Origin of the sequence: Desulfofundulus sp. TPOSR, from assembly GCF_011393055.1 — a bacterium.
Classification (GTDB): Bacteria; Bacillota; Desulfotomaculia; order Desulfotomaculales; family Desulfovirgulaceae; genus Desulfofundulus; species Desulfofundulus kuznetsovii.
The window spans coordinates 113,243-129,526 of the sequence record NZ_JAAOEF010000002.1; the positions used below are offsets into that span (position 1 = coordinate 113,243).

The window sequence follows — 16,284 nt, forward strand, 5'->3', positions numbered from 1 at the left end:
GAAAGTGATGGAAGATTTGATTTTAATTGTCGACGATGAAGAGAGCGTACGGCAAAGCCTTAAAGACATTCTTACCGACTACGGTTATCGTGTGGAGACGGCACGGGACGGCCGGGAGGGGTTAGAAAAAATAACCACGCTTGATCCGGCAACGGTAATAATGGATATCCGCATGCCGGAAGTAGACGGGATCAAGGTCCTGGAACTGGTGCGCTTAAAGGGGCAGGATACTCCCATTATTCTCATCACGGCTTACGGTTCCACCCAAAGTACCATCGAAGCCATGAAGATGGGTGCTTTCGACTACCTTTTAAAACCTCTTCAGGTTAATGAACTTATTGAAACGGTTAAAAAAGCCACAGAGGTTAAGAGGCTGATGCGAAAAACCCCCTCCTTGACCGCCCGGGATGTTATTGAGCGGGCTGATGTCATGATTGGGTTATCCCCGGAGATGCAAAAAGTGTACAAGGCTATCGGAAGGGTGGCCAATTCCAATGCCACGGTGCTTATCCGCGGCGAAAGCGGTACCGGTAAAGAACTTGTGGCCAGGGCGATACATTACAACAGCGACCGGCGCGATAAGCCTTTTATTAAAATCAACTGTGCCTCCATACCCGAGAATCTCCTGGAGAGTGAAATGTTCGGTTATGAAAAGGGCGCCTTTACCGGCGCGATAACATCAAAGCCGGGCAAATTTGAGCTGGCTCAGCGGGGAACTATTTTTTTCGATGAAATCGGGGAGATGTCCTTGAGCCTCCAGGCCAAGCTGCTCCGCGTCATCCAGGAGCGGGAATTTGAGCGCCTGGGAGGCACCGAAACCATCAAGGTGGACGTACGCATTATTGCCGCCACCAATAAGGACCTGGAAAATTGCATTGCCGAAGGTACTTTCCGGGAGGACCTGTTTTACCGCCTGAACGTGGTGGATATCTACCTGCCGCCTTTGAGGGAGCGCAAGGATGACATTCCCGTGCTGGTTGAACATATGATTAAACTCTGCAACGCCGAGTACAAAAAACAGGTGACCGGGTTTACGGACCAGGCCATGAAACTGCTGCTGGAATATGACTGGCCGGGCAACGTGCGGGAATTGAAAAATGTTTGCGAGCGGGCCGTATTGATGTCCACCGGTCCCCTGCTAACGGTGGAGGACCTGCCCCGCAACATCCGCAAAAGTTCCCGGCGCCTGCACTGGTTAAAGGGTTTGAGCGGGGATTCCTTTAAAGAAATGATCGCCGAAGTGGAGCGGGAGATCATTCTGCAGGCCCTGGAGGAGCATAACTGGAACCGTTCCGCGGCCGCCCAGGCGCTGAAGATGAACCGGAGTTCGCTTTATTTAAAAATGAAAGAACTGGGTATTATCGATTAAGATCCTGTTTGCTTCCTTGATTTACCAGGGGGGACTACCCATGCTTCCGCGAAAAGCCCGGGAAATTATGATTCCGATTGAGCAGTTTACCACTATTACCGAGGATGCCACCCTTCACGAGGGCATTCAGGCTTTGAGGCAATCCCTCCACCTTGAAGGAAGGCCGTGGCACGGTAGCCGTATTCTGGTTGTACTGGACCAAAACGGGAATCTAAGCGGTATTTTAACTCTGCGCGGTATTCTGACGGCAGTCGGATTGTATGAACTACTTAAAGATCCCCTGTTTAAATCAGAGTCATGGAGCTGGTATTTTTTACAAAAATTGAAAGAGGGTTCTCGCATGCGGGTCCGGGATATAATGCGACCTTATAAGGTGGCTACGGTACAGGCTGATGATGATCTTTTGGACGTGGTTCGCGCTTTTTTAAAGTACAGTGTTAATTCCCTGCCCGTTTTGGACCGGGGGCGCCTGCTGGGTGTTGTACGTATCGTAGATGTGTTTAAAGTGTTGAGTGATTACTATCAGCAGTAAAAAAGCATGAAAAATTTTTATCCCACCACTTTCCTGAACATGATATTGCACACACATTCTCAAGCAGCTTGTTGAAAAAATCAACATTACGAAAGGACGGCGGTCCGGCCGGCGGGTGGGAGAAGTCCGGCGTTGGGGCATGAAATCCCGGTTGAAAAGTTTTATGTTGAAGAGTTCAACAGCTGACCATGATTTAATCAGTCGGAAAATTAAGACAACTCTGTGGGGCCTTGAAATTACGGGCCTTTTTTTTGTGCCTAAAGGCACAGGCTTTGCACCATTGATCACAAAAAAGTTTCGGTTTTTAAGGAGGTGAGGGGCAAAATCGAGTAGCTCATTTGCTGTTCCAAATGAAAGCATTTCCCGGAGGGGGAGGTAGATAACTTATGAAAAAAAATAATCAGGGGAAAACTGTCAGGCATGTAATTACCTGGGGGATTATTACTTTAGCGGCGTATCTTTTAGTTTTTCTAAACGAACATACCGTGACCAGTTACTTTTCCCGGGGAGGGGGCCTGGCTGCCGCAGGCGTTATCATAACAGCTATAACTTTTTCCATCATTCACGGTTCTTTTGCGAATTATCTCCTGGAAATGTTTGATATCAAGCCTTTAAAGAAAGGGGTGCATTAAGATGGAGCGCCGTAAAAGAATAATGCGCTGGAGCCTGGCAGCCCTCGGGGCATTGTTTTTGCTTTCCATTCCCTCTGTGGGTGAAGCAGCCGGGGAAGTGCTTGGCTCGGGCGATGTGGTTAAGCAGTTTGTCCGGCTTGACGCCTTTGGGATGCTTTACCTGATAGTCCTGGGCTTTCTGGGGGGGCTGATCAGCGGCTTTATTGGGTCCGGAGGAGCCTTTGTGCTGACTCCCGGCATGATGAGTTTGGGTGCGCCGGCGGCCATCGCCGTGGCCAGCAATATGTGTCACAAGTTTCCCAAGGCTATGGTGGGAGCCTACAAGCGTTACAAGTATGGTCAGGTGGATATCAAGCTGGGTCTGATTATGGCCATTTCGGCGGTAATTGGCGTGCAAATAGGGATACGCATTCAAAAATTAATTTTTGCCAAATGGGGTGCGGCCGGTTCAAACCTTTACGTAAGCCTGGCGTTTGTGTCCGTTCTTACTCTTTTAGGTTTGTATATGCTTTATGATGCCAGAAAAGCAATGCATATAAAGAGGGAGGATACGACTTCCGGGCTTGCGGAAAAAATTAAGAAGTTCTCGCTCCCGCCGGTAATAAACTTCAATGTGGCCAACACCAGAGTTTCTTTCTGGGTCATCGTCCCTCTGGGCCTGGGTACCGGTATGCTGGCGGCAACAATAGCCGTAGGTGGTTTTATCGGTGTTCCGGGCATGATTTACTTGCTGGGCGTACCGCCCATTGTGGCCAGCGCTACTGAGCTGGTGGTTGCCTTCGTCATGGGGTTAACAGGTACCTTAACCTGGGCATTGGGTGGCTTTGTAGATATCAGGATGACCCTTCTCATTCTAGCCGGTTCCTTAATTGGAGTGCAGTTGGGAGCTGTGGGTACGACTTACGTCAAGGAATATATGATCAAATTGGTCATGGCCACCATAATGCTGATTGTTTCCATCAGCAGGGCCATAGCCGTTCCCACCTACCTGCACCAGCTGGGTGTTTTAAAGCTGGGCGAAGATACTGTGAAAATGCTGACAAGTACAAGTTTCGTCATTATGTGTATAGCCCTGGCCACAGGCGGAGTGATTATTTTAGGCAACATGTGGCAGAGCAGGAGAAAACTCAAAATTGAAGAGGAAACCGTTGTAGCGGTTGGTGAAGGGAGGATTTAGTATGCAGGACGGCAGGGCCGGTTGTCTTTCGCGGGAGGAATACCTTGGTGAGGAAGCTTTGCCGTCGCGCCAGAGCAAACCGACCCCGGATTACGACCCTTCTCTTTTAGAGTATCTGGAGGAATCTTTTGCCCGGATCGAGTTATATCGTGCCGGGGACCATGACGAAGAAAAAGGCAGTTTGTGGCCGGTTATTGTACTTGGAGCCGCTCTGTCAACCTGCCTGCTGTTTGTGCTGAGCATTGTTTAAGATCTTTATTGATGAAGGCCAGGACTGGGGGGAGGTAACACTCCCCTCCTGCATTACCTGGAGGAGAGGGAGGGAACTTCTCTGCACGCCAATCAGGACTGGGGAGTTCTTTTGAATGAAATTTGCCGGCGGATAGAACAAAATCTTTTGCAACGGGGAATAGCGGTTAAATGCGTTTCTGCGGCCCGCTGGGGGAAAGCGAGAAGTTCGGCCCTGTGCCTGGTGATGCCCGGCCTGCAGGATGTTTTCTACCGCCTGTGCCGTACTCAGCCGCGGACAGGAATTTATTCCGGGCGTAAAATCCTTATGGGTGAAGTTGTACTGGATGGCCATAAACACAGCCTTTACCTGCCGCTTCTTAACTACCAGTCCGAAATGGAGCGCCGCCTGGGCTTCCGGTTGGAACGGGAGTCTCCAAGTATGGAACAAACGGGCAGGTACCGGTTTAAAATGTGTTTTCCCGTGGACAAGGAGAAGGTGGATTTATCAACCATCGAGGAAATTGCCGGGGTGCTGACAGAATTTATCCTGGTGACCAGCGATTATATTCGAAAAATCCAGGCGGCAAAAACAGGGTAACCTGGAGCAGAGCTCCCCGGGGGAGAGGTGCGGACGCCATGCCCCTTCGTTTGAGGGTGCGTGAAATTATGGTTCCCGCAGAAGAATTTCCGGTCTTGCACGAAGATGCCGACGCTTTGTCCGCCTTTAAATTGCTGCGCGATTATTTTCGCGGTAAAGACGGCACCTGGATCGGCTTTGAATCTGCCCTGGTTTACAATCGCCAGAAGAAGGCGGTAGGCATCCTTACCGTGCGGGGGCTCTTGAGGGCCCTGCACTTCCAGGCTCTCCTGGATGACCTGTTAAAAGGCGATCCGGCAGGTCTTTTTTTCCTGCCCGCTTGCTGGAAGCAGCAATTTGTCACGGTTAAAGAAGTAATGAGGCCTGTGGAAGTAGCCTGCGTCAATGAGAATGCGGCTCTATGGGAAGCCGCGCTGGTAATGTTGAAAAAAAAGTCAATTCTATACCGGTAATGGCCGGGGATAACTTGTGTGGTGTTGTGCGGACTATTGACCTGTTCTGGCTCATTGGCGAGATCCTGGAGGATATGGCCTGAGAAGTGTGCTCGCTAAATCACCGTCTGAATTAGGCGGCCTTTTCAGGCGCTAACGCCGTCATCCAGGCAGGCATTGGCGGAAGACGCGCTTTTAGCCTGCAGTATGGGCCGCCGAACGGATGGAAGAGCACGGTGAATGTTTGTTCATTGGTTGGGAAACCGGCACGCTGAAAACATTTTTCCACTCTGTCCTGGGGTCCGGGGCAGAGTGTTTATTTTTGCCCGCCAACGGCGAACGCTGCACCCGGGGGTTCACTTTTTGCCATTTACATTATTTAAAAACACGCTGGAGCTATAATTTGGGCAATTGGACTTAAAATTCTTAAAATTTGTTCAGTTGTAGTGTAAAATCTTTTGCAGAGAAGAAAACACTGGCGCTGGCTTAAGACGGGGGTGATGCTGGGATCTTGGTTCCAGTTGGGGAGAATTAACATTATCAGAAAAAGAAAAAGGAGGTCTTGTTTTTATGGCCAATGAAGATAAGGTCCTTGAGGCGTTGTTAAAGGAAGAGCGGACATTCCCGCCGCCGGCATATTTTGTCGAGAAGGCGTTGGTAAAAGATACCTCCCCATATGAAGAGGCGAAGATAGATCGCGAGGCTTTCTGGGCCAAACAGGCCGAAAACCTGGACTGGTTCCAGAAGTGGGACAAAGTACTGGATACCAGCAACGCTCCCTTCTTCAAGTGGTTTGTAAACGGCAAATTGAACGTTTCTTATAACTGCATCGACCGCCACCTGAACACCTGGCGGAAGACCAAGGCGGCCATCATCTGGGAAGGGGAGCCCGGGGACGACCGCGTGTTAACCTACCAGGACCTGTACCGGGAAGTAACCAAATGCGCCAATGTGCTTAAAGAGCTGGGCGTCCGGCGGGGGGACCGGGTGACCATTTACCTGCCCATGATTCCCGAGTTGCCCATTGCCATGCTGGCCTGCGCCCGCATCGGTGCCCCCCACAGTGTTGTGTTTGGCGGTTTCAGCGCCGAATCCTTGCGGGACCGCATTAACGACTGCCAGGCCAAGCTGGTCATTACCGCCGACGGCGGCTGGCGCCGGGGCGGCATTGTACCCTTGAAGAAGAACTGTGACGATGCGCTGGCCGAATGCCCCACTGTGGAAAAGGTGCTCATGGTTAAACGCACCGGCCAGGACGTTAACTTCGTACAGGGGCGCGATTACTGGTGGCATGAAATGATGGCCAGTGCGCCTATCGGCTGCGAGCCGGAGCACATGGACGCCGAGGATATGCTGTACATTCTTTATACCAGCGGTACCACCGGCAAGCCCAAGGGCGTAGTGCATACCACCGGCGGCTACCTGGTTGGAGTTTCCACCACCCACCGGATGATCTTTGATATTAAGGACGATGACATTTACTGGTGCACCGCCGACATCGGCTGGGTGACCGGACACTCCTACATTGTTTACGGTCCCCTGGCCAACGGCTGTACCACGGTAATGTACGAGGGCAGCCCCGACTGGCCGGAAAGGGACCGCTTCTGGGCCATTGTGGAAAAGTATCGCATCAACATCCTGTACACTGCTCCCACGGCCATCCGGGCGTTCATGAAGTGGGGTACCGAGTGGCCCGCCAGGCGCGACCTCTCCAGCCTGCGCCTGCTGGGTACGGTGGGTGAGCCCATTAACCCCGAGGCCTGGATGTGGTACTACAAGTACATCGGCAACGAGCGCTGCCCCATTGTGGATACCTGGTGGCAGACGGAAACCGGCATGATTCTGATTTCACCGCTGCCGGGTGTTACCACCTTAAAGCCCGGTTCCGCTACCATACCCTTCCCGGGTGTAGAGGCCGCCGTGGTGGATAATACCGGCAAGGATGTACCCCTGGGCAGCGGCGGCTACCTGGTCCTCAAGTCCCCCTGGCCGGCCATGCTGCGTACCATTTACGGCGATCCCGACCGTTACGTGGCCCAGTACTGGAGCCGGTTCGAGAATATGTACTTCACCGGTGACGGGGCCAGGTGGGATGAGGACGGCTACTTCTGGATCATGGGCCGGGTGGATGACGTGATTAACGTCAGCGGGCACCGCCTGGGGACCATGGAAATTGAGAGCGCCCTGGTGGATCACCCGGCAGTGGCCGAGGCTGCTGTTATCGGTAAAGCCCACGAGGTAAAAGGTCAGGCCGTAAGCGCCTTCGTTACTCTGAAGGAAGGAATCCAGGGAACACCTCAACTGATTGATGAATTAAAAGCCCACGTGGTTAAGAAGATCGGCGCCCTGGCCCGGCCGGAGGATATATTCTTCACCGCTGAACTGCCCAAGACCCGCAGTGGTAAGATCATGCGGCGCCTGCTGCGGGATATCGCCGAGGGCCGGGTGCTGGGAGATACCACCACCCTGGCAGATCCCTCGGTGGTGGCACAAATTAAGGAACAGTACGAATCACAGGAAAGCTAAATGTAATTTGGGCCTGCCGGGCGGCGGTTATGCCAGCGCTTCCGCCTGCGGGGGCGGTTTAAGTGAATACTTGGGCATTACCTCCGCCCGCCGTCCGGCGGGTCCATTTATTTTTTGCGATAGCAGTAAACAGCGGGCACTGGCGGCGCCCGCTTTTTTCCGGCCTGCCGGCCGGTTTTTTTCTTTATGAAGGAATAGACATTTTAGTGTGGAATTTATATAATAAAGTTAACCGGTTAATAAATTTTTTATCTTAAAAATGTTGTGAATTGTTAAAAAACATGATAGGGAGGGGAGGGTAGTGCAGAGGAGACTGGCCCTGGGGGTAATTGCCCGCTGGTTGCCGATCAATTTTTTAGCCACCGGTTTTGTGCTTTTATGGGACCCCCTGGCGTGGAAGCTGGTGCTGGCCATGGTCTGTGTCAATGCCGTGGCTGCCTTTGTGGTCAGTGACTACATCCAAAAACAAAAGATAATTAACTTAAAGACCGAACAGCATCCTCTGGATTCCACCCTCCAGATTGCCAGCGAAACACTGCCCTATTTGCGCCGGGGATTAAACGAGGAGACGGCGGCAAAAACCGCGGAGATCATTCAAAAAATCAGCGACGTGGCGGCCGTGGCCATCACTGACCGGGAGAAAGTCCTGGCTTACATCGGTGCCGGGTCCGACCACCACCAGCCCGGGGGTGCCATCATGACTGACGCCACCCGGGAGGTGCTGGCCACGGGCGAGCTAAAAGTGGTCCGCAGCGGCCGGGATCTGCAGTGTCCCGTGCCTCACTGTCCTTTGGAGTCGGCGGTGATTTCCCCTCTTAAGTGTAAAGAGGAAATTGTGGGAACCATTAAGCTTTACCGGACCCAGCCGGGGGAAATCCCCCAGAACCTGGTTAAGCTGGCCGAAGGTCTGGCCCAGCTGCTGGGCATGCAGATGGAGCTGGCGGAGTTGGACCGGCAGGCCCAGCTGGTGACCAAAGCGGAGCTGGACGCCCTTCATGCCCAGATAAACCCGCATTTTCTATTCAATACCCTTAACACGATCATTATGTTCAGCCGTACAAACCCGGAAACGGCGCGGCGCCTGCTTATCCGCCTGGCCTCCTTTTTCCGCCACGCTTTAAAGCGCCACGGCCATTTCAACACTTTAAGGGAAGAAATAGAATACCTGAACACTTACCTTATTCTGGAAAAAGCGCGGTTTCGTGAGAAGTTGCGGGTAATCAGGAATATTGACCGGGAACTGCTGGACTACCAGGTGCCGGTACTTACCATCCAGCCTTTAGTGGAAAATGCCATTAAACACGGGATTCTCCCCAAGCCGGGACAGGGTACGGTGCAGATTACGGCCCAGCGGTTGGATGAGGATATGCTGATTGTGATTAGAGATGACGGGGTGGGTATACCCCCGGAAAGATTGTCCGAGGTGCTTCGGCCCGGCGTTGGCTCGGGCAACGGTGTTGGCCTCAGTAATGTGCATGAGCGGTTAAAGAGCCTTTTTGGCAAAGATTATGGCCTGCGCATTATCAGTGCACCCAATGCCGGAACGTCGGTTTATGTGCGGGTACCATTATTGTGCAAACTGGGGCAAGGGGAGGGGAATTTAGGTGAAGTTAAAGGCGCTCATAGTAGATGATGAATATCCGGCCCGGCAGGAATTGCGTTACGCCTTGAGCAGCTTTGAAAATATCGAGATTGTGGGAGAGGCCACCAATGCCCAGGAGGCCATGACTCTGATTAAGGCTCTGGACTACCAGGTTCTTTTTTTAGACATTTCCATGCCCGGGATGAGCGGTCTTGAGCTGGGAGCGGTTATCCAGGAACTGCCCAGGCAACCCCAGGTGATTTTCGTGACCGCTTACGATGAATATGCAGTGCGGGCCTTTGAGGTCAATGCGGTGGATTACCTTTTGAAGCCGGTAGATCAGGCCCGGTTAAAAAAGGCCGTGGACAAAGTGCTGAAAAAATACCAGGAGATCACTCCGGCCGAAGCTGCGGCTTCGGAGGAGGACCTGGTTACGCCGGCCGTCCGGGGTGGCAACGGGGCGGGTCAATTTAAAATCGACCGTATCCCCGCGGAAAAGCAGGGCAAAACGGTGCTGGTTGCCGAGTCGGATATTGTGTACGCCTTCACGGAGCAGGATTATATTTACATTAAAACTTACGCCGATAAGTTTTTTACCCGTTTCACCTTAAAGGAATTGGAGGCTCGCTTAAACCCCAACATGTTTTTCCGCACCCACCGCTGCTATATAGTAAACCTCCACAAGGTAAAAGAAATCGTGCCCTTCTTTAACGGCACTTACAACCTGGTGGTGGATGACAAGGAAAACGCGAGGTGCCGGTGAGCCGGGCCCAGGCAAAGAAGTTGCGCAAGATCTTGGGTTTTTGAACAGGCTGTATACCAGGCAATCGGAGAAAACGGCATGGCTATACACGGTCATGCCGTTTTTTTTGTGTTCAGCTGCCCTGAAATATCCCTAGTTTGTTAAAGCCCCTGTTTTGGCTCTGTAGCGAGCGACTTGAGCTGAGCGGCCGGCCAAACTTAGCGAGGTGAAAAGCGAAGGCAGGCCCGAGGGCATGGATGCCCGAGGCCGGCAACTGAGGCAGGATGCCGAATTTGCCGGGAAGCCTGCCGGAGCTTTGAACCGAGCATTAGTTTGGCCCGCGAAGCTCAGCGGAGCGAGCGGGAGCCAAAACAGGATAGTTGGAAAGTGGGGATAACTCAGCCAACTGCCTGCAGGTCGTGGGGCGTATAAACAAGTGTCCTTTTGTGAAAACTATGCTGAAGGACTACTGGCAGGAAGTTGTTCTCGAGTGGAAACCTGGCATGGATGGTGATGTAGATGCAGGCCGTCTGGGAGATGTTAAGCGACCAGAAGATCTGGAACCTGTTGGGCGACGTGCAACGCCCCCTGGATGGAGACATAATTCGTTTAATGTTCATTGAGCTTTTCAGCCGGGTTAAGGTTTTAGAAGAGGAGAATCTCGCCCTGCGCGTTTTGCTAGTGGAGCAGGGCCTGCTGGATGAGGAGCTTTACGCCCTCACCCGGCGGGCGGTGCGGGAATTTCTCAAAGAAAAGGATGATGAGCGGGCTGCAGAGAGCGAGTTCTTTGCCCGGTCGGGGATTCCTTTCCCCGAATGGGTGAACTTTAAGCTCCGGGGGACCTTCAGCAACAACGGCGAAGGGCTTTAAAGGCAGGGTTTTGCCATTTAAAGGAGAACTATTTAGAAGCAAGGAGTGGAATTTACTGAAGGAGACTTGAAGGGGAAAATGGAACGCGATACGCGAGGTAACATCTGCAGCATTGGTTCGGATCTGGTTTCCGTGGGCAGGATCAGGGAAGTGATAGTGAAATTTGGGGAACGCTTTATAACCAGAGTTTTTACCGGGCAGGAGCGCCGGTATTGCGCTGCCCGCCGGGATCCCTACCCCTGTTACGCAGCCCGTTTTGCCGCCAAGGAAGCGGTTTTAAAGGCCCTGGGCACCGGATTAACTGCGGGTTGCAGCTGGCGGAACGTGGAAATAGTTCCCGGCAGGCAAGGTGTCCCGCAGGTGCAGTTGTACGGTCGGGCCGCCCTGCTTGCCCGGGAGCGGGGGATTAAAAAGTTTCTGATCACTCTTTCCCACGACGATTCGTATGCCGTAGCTTTTGCTGTGGCCCTTGGTGATTTAACTGATTGAGCGAGGTGTTTCCCATGCGGGTGGTTACCGGAGGGCAGATGCGCGAGCTGGACCGCACTGCCATGGAAGATTACGGCATACCGGGGTTGGTGTTGATGGAAAATGCCGGTCTGGCGGTGGTACGGGTCGTCCAGCAGGTGCTGGGTGAAGTGGCGGGCAAACGGGTGGCCGTTTTTGCCGGTAAAGGTAATAACGGGGGAGACGGACTGGTGGTGGCCCGTCACCTGTTTAACGCCGGGGCGGAGGTCAAGGTTTTGCTCCTGGCTAAGCCGGAGGAAATTACCGGAGATGCGGCAGTGAATTTAGCTATCTGGCAGAAGATGGGCCAACCGGTGTATCCCGTGGCCAGGGGCGAGGACTTGAATGCGGTGCGCCTGTTCCTCGTAGGTGCCCACGCCGTGGTAGATGCCATCTTTGGCACCGGATTTAAAGGTGCGGCCCGGGAGCCGGCGGCGGGAGTGATTGAGGCCATCAATGCCAGCGGCAAGCCGGTGGTGGCCGTGGACATACCCTCCGGGGTGGAGGCCGATACCGGGCAGGTGCATGGACCCTGTGTGCGGGCCACCCACACCGTAACTTTTGCCCTGCCCAAGCTGGGCCTGGTGCAGGAACCCGGGCGCAGCCACGTTGGGGAACTGCATGTGGCCGATATTTCCATTCCTTCTTTTTTGCTGGAAGAGGGTGCACCCGGTCGCTATCTGATCACTGAAAAAATGGTCCGGGAATGGCTGCCTCCCCGGCCCGCCTGGGCTCACAAGGGGTCCTGCGGCCGGGTGCTGGTGGTGGCCGGTTCCCGGGGTATGACCGGGGCAGCCTGCCTGGCAGCCCTGGGTGCCGCCCGGGCCGGGTCGGGGCTGGTGACCCTGGCCGTGCCCGCAGAGCTGCAGGATGTGATGGCGGTAAAGCTGACGGAAGTCATGACGGTCGGACTGTCCGGAACCCAGGAAGGAACCCTGGCCCGCAGCGCCCGGAGCGAAATTCTGGCCCTGCTGGAAAGGGCCGATGTGCTGGCCATCGGCCCGGGTCTTTCCCGGCACCTGGAAACAGTGGCCCTGGTGCGGGAGTTGTTGCCGGCGTTACGGGTGCCCTGCGTGATCGATGCCGATGGTCTGAACGCCCTGGCCGGCGATGTACAGTTGTTGAACCGTATTTCCATGCCCGCGGTGGTTACGCCCCACGAAGGGGAGATGGCCCGCCTGCTGGGGCGTCCCCTGGAGGAAGTCCGCTCCCGGCGCCTGGCAGTGGCGGAGGAAGCGGCGGCGGCCTGGGGCGTGGTGACCCTGCTGAAAGGGGCCGCTACTCTGGTCGCCTGCCCCGACGGTACTACTTACATCAATCCCACCGGCAATCCCGGTATGGCCACTGGAGGCAGCGGTGATGTCCTTACCGGGATAATTGCCGGGCTTTTGGCCCAGGGGATGAGTGCTCCCCGGGCCGCGGCGGCGGGTGCATACCTGCACGGCCTGGCCGGGGACATGGCCGCCCGGGAAAAAGGCATGCGGGGCTTGCTGGCGGGCGATATTCTGGAATTACTGCCGGCGGCTATATCACGGGTGGAATGTATATTATCTTAACCCGCCGCCGGTTTTCGGCGGGATTGAGGTGAAATAGAATTCTTTCTTTCCTCCTGCTCCAGGATAAACTTCGTGAATAATTCGACCAGGTGGGGGTCAAACATTTTCCCTGCCTCTTCTTTTAAGACCATGCATGCTTCTACAGGGGTTTTAGCCTCTTTATAGGGGCGGTCTGTGGTCATGGCGTCAAAGCTATCGACAATCCGCAAAATACGGGCAAAAAGGGGGATCTCTTCTCCGGCCAGGCCATCGGGATAACCGCTGCCGTCGTAGTTTTCATGATGGTGGCGGATCAGCGGGACAATGGCCGAGAGCAGGGTAAGGGGCTGCACAATGTTGCCACCCCACTCGGGGTGGTTTTTAACTATCTCCCATTCTTTTGGATCCAGTTTATCAGGCTTATTGAGTATTTCCGGTGGTATTTCAACCTTTCCTATGTCATGCAGGTACGCGCCGCACTGGAGCAGGCTGACATGATCCGGGGGGAGCCCCATCCTCTCCGCCAGGGCAACGGCGTAACCGGCCACCCGTTCGGAATGCCCAAAGGTATAACGATCCCTGGCGTTGATAATGGTAAGAAGGGTTTTTAATGAATTAAAGAGCTCTTTTTCCGAGTGGCTAAAGGCGCGCAGTTCGTCCACCACGGAGAAGTACAGGTGGGTTTTCCGGCCGTATTTGGCCCGGTAAAGGGCGTCATCCGCCACCCGGATCAGTTCCCGCGCGGTGGTACCGTCCCCGGGGTAGCAGGCTATGCCCGAGGAGATGGTCATCCTGCCTGCCGGCAGGTTTTCGGCACCTTCAAAGGGAAAGCCGGCCACCTCCCGCTTGATCTGCTCGTCCAGTTCCCGGGCTGCCTCCCGGGTTGCCCCGGGCATAACTACTACAAATTCTTCCCCTCCATAACGGGCCGCAAAAGAAGGCTCCTTTACCAGCCGGGCCAGTATACGGCCGATGGTGGCCAGGACTTGATCACCCTTCTGGTGACCGAAGGCATCGTTATAAAACTTGAAGTAGTCTATGTCCATCATGATCAGGCTTAAAGGCCTGCCGGTTTTTTCGGCTTCTGTCAGGCGGCGGCGCAGTTCTTCCTGGAAGTACCGGTGATTGTAAAGCCCGGTCAGGCCGTCGGTATTGGCCAGGTGGATCAGGCTGTTCCTGGTTTCGGTTTCGATATCCGTAAGCCCGCCGATAAACCACCCCGTCAGGACGATTACACCGGCATTGACCAGATCTATCTGGAAAGCCCGGGGTGAAAAAGGATGCAGGATGGGGAATAAATCGCTGATAAGCACCACGCAGCTGGAAAAGGCGGCTACTGCCACCCCAACCTTTTTACCCCAGGTGGTAGCGGCGATAATTACCGGTATAAGGAGAAGGAATTTAGTTGCCGGAAAGGCTACGGCCAGGGAAAGGGTGAGGGGTAGTAAAATGCAAATTATAAATAGTTCACCTACATAAGGCAGGTAAGGCTCACTTTTGAGGGTTAATTTTTTGATTAAATACAAAGTGATAATTAAAGCGATTGTTGCCGAAAGGACTACTGAGAAGTAAAAAAAATTACGGTAAGCTTCCCACGGTGTAAAATTATATAGAGCCGGTAATACCAATAATGCTAACAGGATGCATACGATATGGGTACAGGTAATATGCTCTGTAATATTTCTTTGTCTTTTATCCTTCCATGTAACCATAACATTTCCCCGTTGTACAAAAGGTATTAGGAGAGGTATAAAAGCCTCTCCTAAATACACAAAATGTTACTTTTTTAAGGCGCGAGGTATTTCTGGTTGGTAGAACCATGTGAAGCATGCCGGTTTTATACTGACCGTGGCAACAAAGGCCAGGACACTGAAAAGAGCAGACAGAGCACTGAAATATAGCCTCTTCATTTGCCAGGATCACCTCCCCACTCAGATGAATTCTAACAGTTTGTCTATCCTGGCTACAAAGCGGTGACCGGTACGGGTCAGGGAAAAAACCTGCCACAGCATACCCATTTCGGCAGCCAGGATTAGGATTGCCATGTTGGGGCTGGAGAGTACTAGAAGAGCGAGTTGAAGCGTAACAATACCTAACACTGCTGCTGATGAGAGCCAGCGAAAACGTTGCCGTTCCCGTGATGAGGTAATGGGCTTGGCCGGGGAATCCACCGGCGCCAGCCGCCAGACAACCGCAAAAGCCAGTACCCCGCCGGCCAGAACCACCAGGGCCAGTAAAGGGCGTGAGAAAAATGGTGTAAGATTGGTTGCCAGCGTTCCAAACAAGGGGACAGTCAGGATACTTAAAATAGTACACCGTGCGGGCGATGTACAATGGGCGCCGCCGGAAAAAGAGCGCAGAAAGGCGCTTGTAAAAAGTGTTGCCAGGGCGGCCGGCAGGCATCCTGCCAGCCATGCCACCAGCGATATGCCCAGCAGGGAGATGACGGTTTGAAAGAGGATCAGGAGACTATAGGCCGCGACCTCTTCCTGCTCTTCTGTCAGCGCCAGGGTTTTGCGCAGGTAACCGGCTAATTCCCGGGAGGGATTGAAGCGAACCATCGAGGCATCACCTGGATGCTTGTTTGCGATTCCGCTGGTTGAAATAATTTTTCCCCAGGGCCAGCATTAATAAAGCAATCTCATAGGGAAGGCTGAAAAGGCCCCTTAACAGAGGGTTTTTAACTGCCTGTTCATATGAAAGATTGCTTAAGGCCATCAATGGCTTAACGCTAATCAATTCGACTAGAGATATTACAATAAAGCAGACGAGAACTGCAAAAAAACCCCTGCTGAGCCTCGCACCAGTGACCAGCCTGGTGTAAACTGCCAGGGAAATGGTCAAGATCACCGTGTGCATCCCAAAGGCAATGGGCAGTAAACGGACCAGGTTGGTGGCTGTCTGTAAAAGGGCTACCGCTGCAATCTTTTTCCATTCCAGCGGCAGGCCCAGAAGGGCAAAAACGGCCATGGCCATGGTTATGCTTTCAGGCAGGTCCTGTACGGGCAGGGCCAGTAAAGCCTGAGCTAATGTCTCTCCAAACATGTTATAAGTCTCTCCAGGTAGGAATAACCAGCCCCTTGTTTTTTTCTTCATAAAACAAGAAAATCCTGCTACCTGCCGCAAAAAGAAGAAACCTGCCCCCTCTTTTCCCTTCGACATAAAGTTGCAATGAACCCGGTAGACAGGATTCCGGACATTATGACCATAAAGAAAAATTTAAAAAAATTTTCCCGGCCATGGAACCGGAGGGCCTTCCGGTTCGTCTTATGATGTAGGGGTATGGATAGAGTATATGTTGATTTGAAGTGAAAGGGGCGTGCCTGGAAGTTCGATGTGTCCAAAATTGATGAGATGGTTAACTAAAACCTTGGCCGGAAGTGCAGGTTGTTATGCTTACCCGGGCCGGTTTCTGCCTTTTCAGTCAGGGAAGTGTTACTACCCGCCCGGTGTGATCGCTCAACTCTTGTGGTGGCTGCCGTTGCGGCGATGGTCCACCGCCGCACTGGCAGTTGTATTGATCTTTTGTTTTTTGCCGGCTGTTTTTGCCGC

16 protein-coding genes and 1 pseudogene are annotated in these 16,284 nt (G+C 53.3%); 13 read left to right on the top strand and 4 right to left on the bottom strand.

The features are described from left to right. Nucleotides 1-7: 7 nt before the first annotated feature. The 13 genes and pseudogenes from G7K71_RS09110 to G7K71_RS09170 all read left to right on the top strand — a co-directional run bounded on the left by G7K71_RS09110 (nucleotide 8) and on the right by G7K71_RS09170 (nucleotide 12,753). The gene (locus G7K71_RS09110) at nucleotides 8-1,369 is read left to right on the top strand and encodes a sigma-54 dependent transcriptional regulator (protein ID WP_207712826.1); all 1,362 of its coding nucleotides are present in this window, start codon (nucleotides 8-10) and stop codon (nucleotides 1,367-1,369) included. 40 nt (nucleotides 1,370-1,409) lie between these two features. Next, nucleotides 1,410-1,901, top strand: coding sequence for an HPP family protein (locus G7K71_RS09115; protein ID WP_013823871.1), 492 nt, complete (start codon nucleotides 1,410-1,412; stop codon nucleotides 1,899-1,901). 386 nt (nucleotides 1,902-2,287) lie between these two features. Beyond that, entirely contained in the window at nucleotides 2,288-2,533 is a 246-nt protein-coding gene (locus tag G7K71_RS09120) for a hypothetical protein (RefSeq protein ID WP_166345485.1), read from the top strand. Between the two features lies 1 nt (nucleotide 2,534). Further along, nucleotides 2,535-3,710: a sulfite exporter TauE/SafE family protein gene (locus tag G7K71_RS09125; RefSeq protein WP_207712827.1), complete on the top strand. Its 1,176-nt coding sequence runs from the start codon at nucleotides 2,535-2,537 to the stop codon at nucleotides 3,708-3,710. 1 nt (nucleotide 3,711) lies between these two features. Then, nucleotides 3,712-3,960 carry a hypothetical protein gene (locus tag G7K71_RS09130; protein WP_013823868.1) on the top strand — a complete coding sequence of 83 codons (249 nt, stop codon included), beginning with the start codon at nucleotides 3,712-3,714 and terminating at the stop codon, nucleotides 3,958-3,960. Between the two features lie 111 nt (nucleotides 3,961-4,071). Beyond that, the gene (locus G7K71_RS09135; protein WP_013823867.1) at nucleotides 4,072-4,539 is read left to right on the top strand and encodes a hypothetical protein; all 468 of its coding nucleotides are present in this window, start codon (nucleotides 4,072-4,074) and stop codon (nucleotides 4,537-4,539) included. 38 nt (nucleotides 4,540-4,577) lie between these two features. Next, nucleotides 4,578-4,991: a CBS domain-containing protein gene (locus G7K71_RS09140; protein ID WP_166345488.1), complete on the top strand. Its 414-nt coding sequence runs from the start codon at nucleotides 4,578-4,580 to the stop codon at nucleotides 4,989-4,991. Between the two features lie 549 nt (nucleotides 4,992-5,540). Continuing rightward, complete coding sequence (acs, locus tag G7K71_RS09145; protein ID WP_166345490.1) at nucleotides 5,541-7,496, top strand: acetate--CoA ligase; 1,956 nt, start codon at nucleotides 5,541-5,543, stop codon at nucleotides 7,494-7,496. A gap of 301 nt (nucleotides 7,497-7,797) precedes the next feature. Beyond that, nucleotides 7,798-9,129: a histidine kinase gene (locus tag G7K71_RS09150; RefSeq protein WP_013823864.1), complete on the top strand. Its 1,332-nt coding sequence runs from the start codon at nucleotides 7,798-7,800 to the stop codon at nucleotides 9,127-9,129. Further along, nucleotides 9,101-9,885 (top strand): annotated as a pseudogene (locus G7K71_RS09155) (LytR/AlgR family response regulator transcription factor). Before G7K71_RS09150 ends, G7K71_RS09155 begins: the two are co-directional and overlap by 29 nt. 454 nt (nucleotides 9,886-10,339) lie before the next feature. Beyond that, on the top strand, nucleotides 10,340-10,690 hold the full coding sequence (locus G7K71_RS09160; RefSeq protein WP_166345493.1) for a hypothetical protein: 351 nt from the start codon (nucleotides 10,340-10,342) through the stop codon (nucleotides 10,688-10,690). Between the two features lie 78 nt (nucleotides 10,691-10,768). Next, complete coding sequence (gene acpS / locus G7K71_RS09165; RefSeq protein ID WP_166345496.1) at nucleotides 10,769-11,179, top strand: holo-ACP synthase; 411 nt, start codon at nucleotides 10,769-10,771, stop codon at nucleotides 11,177-11,179. A gap of 14 nt (nucleotides 11,180-11,193) precedes the next feature. Continuing rightward, nucleotides 11,194-12,753, top strand: a complete 1,560-nt coding sequence (locus tag G7K71_RS09170; protein ID WP_166346176.1) for an NAD(P)H-hydrate dehydratase — start codon at nucleotides 11,194-11,196, stop codon at nucleotides 12,751-12,753. On the opposite strand, the gene G7K71_RS09175 is transcribed toward G7K71_RS09170, so the two are convergent. The 4 genes from G7K71_RS09175 to G7K71_RS09190 all read right to left on the bottom strand — a co-directional run bounded on the left by G7K71_RS09175 (nucleotide 12,750) and on the right by G7K71_RS09190 (nucleotide 15,777). Next, on the bottom strand, nucleotides 12,750-14,258 hold the full coding sequence (locus G7K71_RS09175; RefSeq protein ID WP_166345499.1) for a diguanylate cyclase: 1,509 nt from the start codon (nucleotides 14,256-14,258) through the stop codon (nucleotides 12,750-12,752). The genes G7K71_RS09170 and G7K71_RS09175 overlap by 4 nt on opposite strands. A 252-nt stretch (nucleotides 14,259-14,510) precedes the next feature. Further along, the gene (locus G7K71_RS09180; RefSeq protein WP_166345502.1) at nucleotides 14,511-14,642 is read right to left on the bottom strand and encodes a cyclic lactone autoinducer peptide; all 132 of its coding nucleotides are present in this window, start codon (nucleotides 14,640-14,642) and stop codon (nucleotides 14,511-14,513) included. Between the two features lie 21 nt (nucleotides 14,643-14,663). Further along, nucleotides 14,664-15,293, bottom strand: coding sequence for an accessory gene regulator ArgB-like protein (locus G7K71_RS09185; RefSeq protein ID WP_166345505.1), 630 nt, complete (start codon nucleotides 15,291-15,293; stop codon nucleotides 14,664-14,666). A gap of 7 nt (nucleotides 15,294-15,300) precedes the next feature. Then, nucleotides 15,301-15,777, bottom strand: a complete 477-nt coding sequence (locus tag G7K71_RS09190; protein ID WP_166345508.1) for a hypothetical protein — start codon at nucleotides 15,775-15,777, stop codon at nucleotides 15,301-15,303. Nucleotides 15,778-16,284: the final 507 nt, after the last annotated feature.

What these genes read in the sequence shown, in the direction of transcription:
- G7K71_RS09125 (WP_207712827.1), top strand. Translation starts at nt 2,535, where the DNA reads ATGGAGCGCCGTAAAAGAATAATGCGCTGGAGCCTGGCAGCCCTCGGG.
- G7K71_RS09190 (WP_166345508.1), bottom strand. Translation starts at nt 15,777, where the DNA reads ATGTTTGGAGAGACATTAGCTCAGGCTTTACTGGCCCTGCCCGTACAG.
- G7K71_RS09180 (WP_166345502.1), bottom strand. Translation starts at nt 14,642, where the DNA reads ATGAAGAGGCTATATTTCAGTGCTCTGTCTGCTCTTTTCAGTGTCCTG.
- G7K71_RS09185 (WP_166345505.1), bottom strand. Translation starts at nt 15,293, where the DNA reads ATGGTTCGCTTCAATCCCTCCCGGGAATTAGCCGGTTACCTGCGCAAA.
- G7K71_RS09130 (WP_013823868.1), top strand. Translation starts at nt 3,712, where the DNA reads ATGCAGGACGGCAGGGCCGGTTGTCTTTCGCGGGAGGAATACCTTGGT.
- G7K71_RS09160 (WP_166345493.1), top strand. Translation starts at nt 10,340, where the DNA reads ATGCAGGCCGTCTGGGAGATGTTAAGCGACCAGAAGATCTGGAACCTG.
- G7K71_RS09140 (WP_166345488.1), top strand. Translation starts at nt 4,578, where the DNA reads ATGCCCCTTCGTTTGAGGGTGCGTGAAATTATGGTTCCCGCAGAAGAA.
- G7K71_RS09120 (WP_166345485.1), top strand. Translation starts at nt 2,288, where the DNA reads ATGAAAAAAAATAATCAGGGGAAAACTGTCAGGCATGTAATTACCTGG.
- G7K71_RS09170 (WP_166346176.1), top strand. Translation starts at nt 11,194, where the DNA reads ATGCGGGTGGTTACCGGAGGGCAGATGCGCGAGCTGGACCGCACTGCC.
- G7K71_RS09115 (WP_013823871.1), top strand. Translation starts at nt 1,410, where the DNA reads ATGCTTCCGCGAAAAGCCCGGGAAATTATGATTCCGATTGAGCAGTTT.
- acpS (WP_166345496.1), top strand. Translation starts at nt 10,769, where the DNA reads ATGGAACGCGATACGCGAGGTAACATCTGCAGCATTGGTTCGGATCTG.
- acs (WP_166345490.1), top strand. Translation starts at nt 5,541, where the DNA reads ATGGCCAATGAAGATAAGGTCCTTGAGGCGTTGTTAAAGGAAGAGCGG.
- G7K71_RS09110 (WP_207712826.1), top strand. Translation starts at nt 8, where the DNA reads ATGGAAGATTTGATTTTAATTGTCGACGATGAAGAGAGCGTACGGCAA.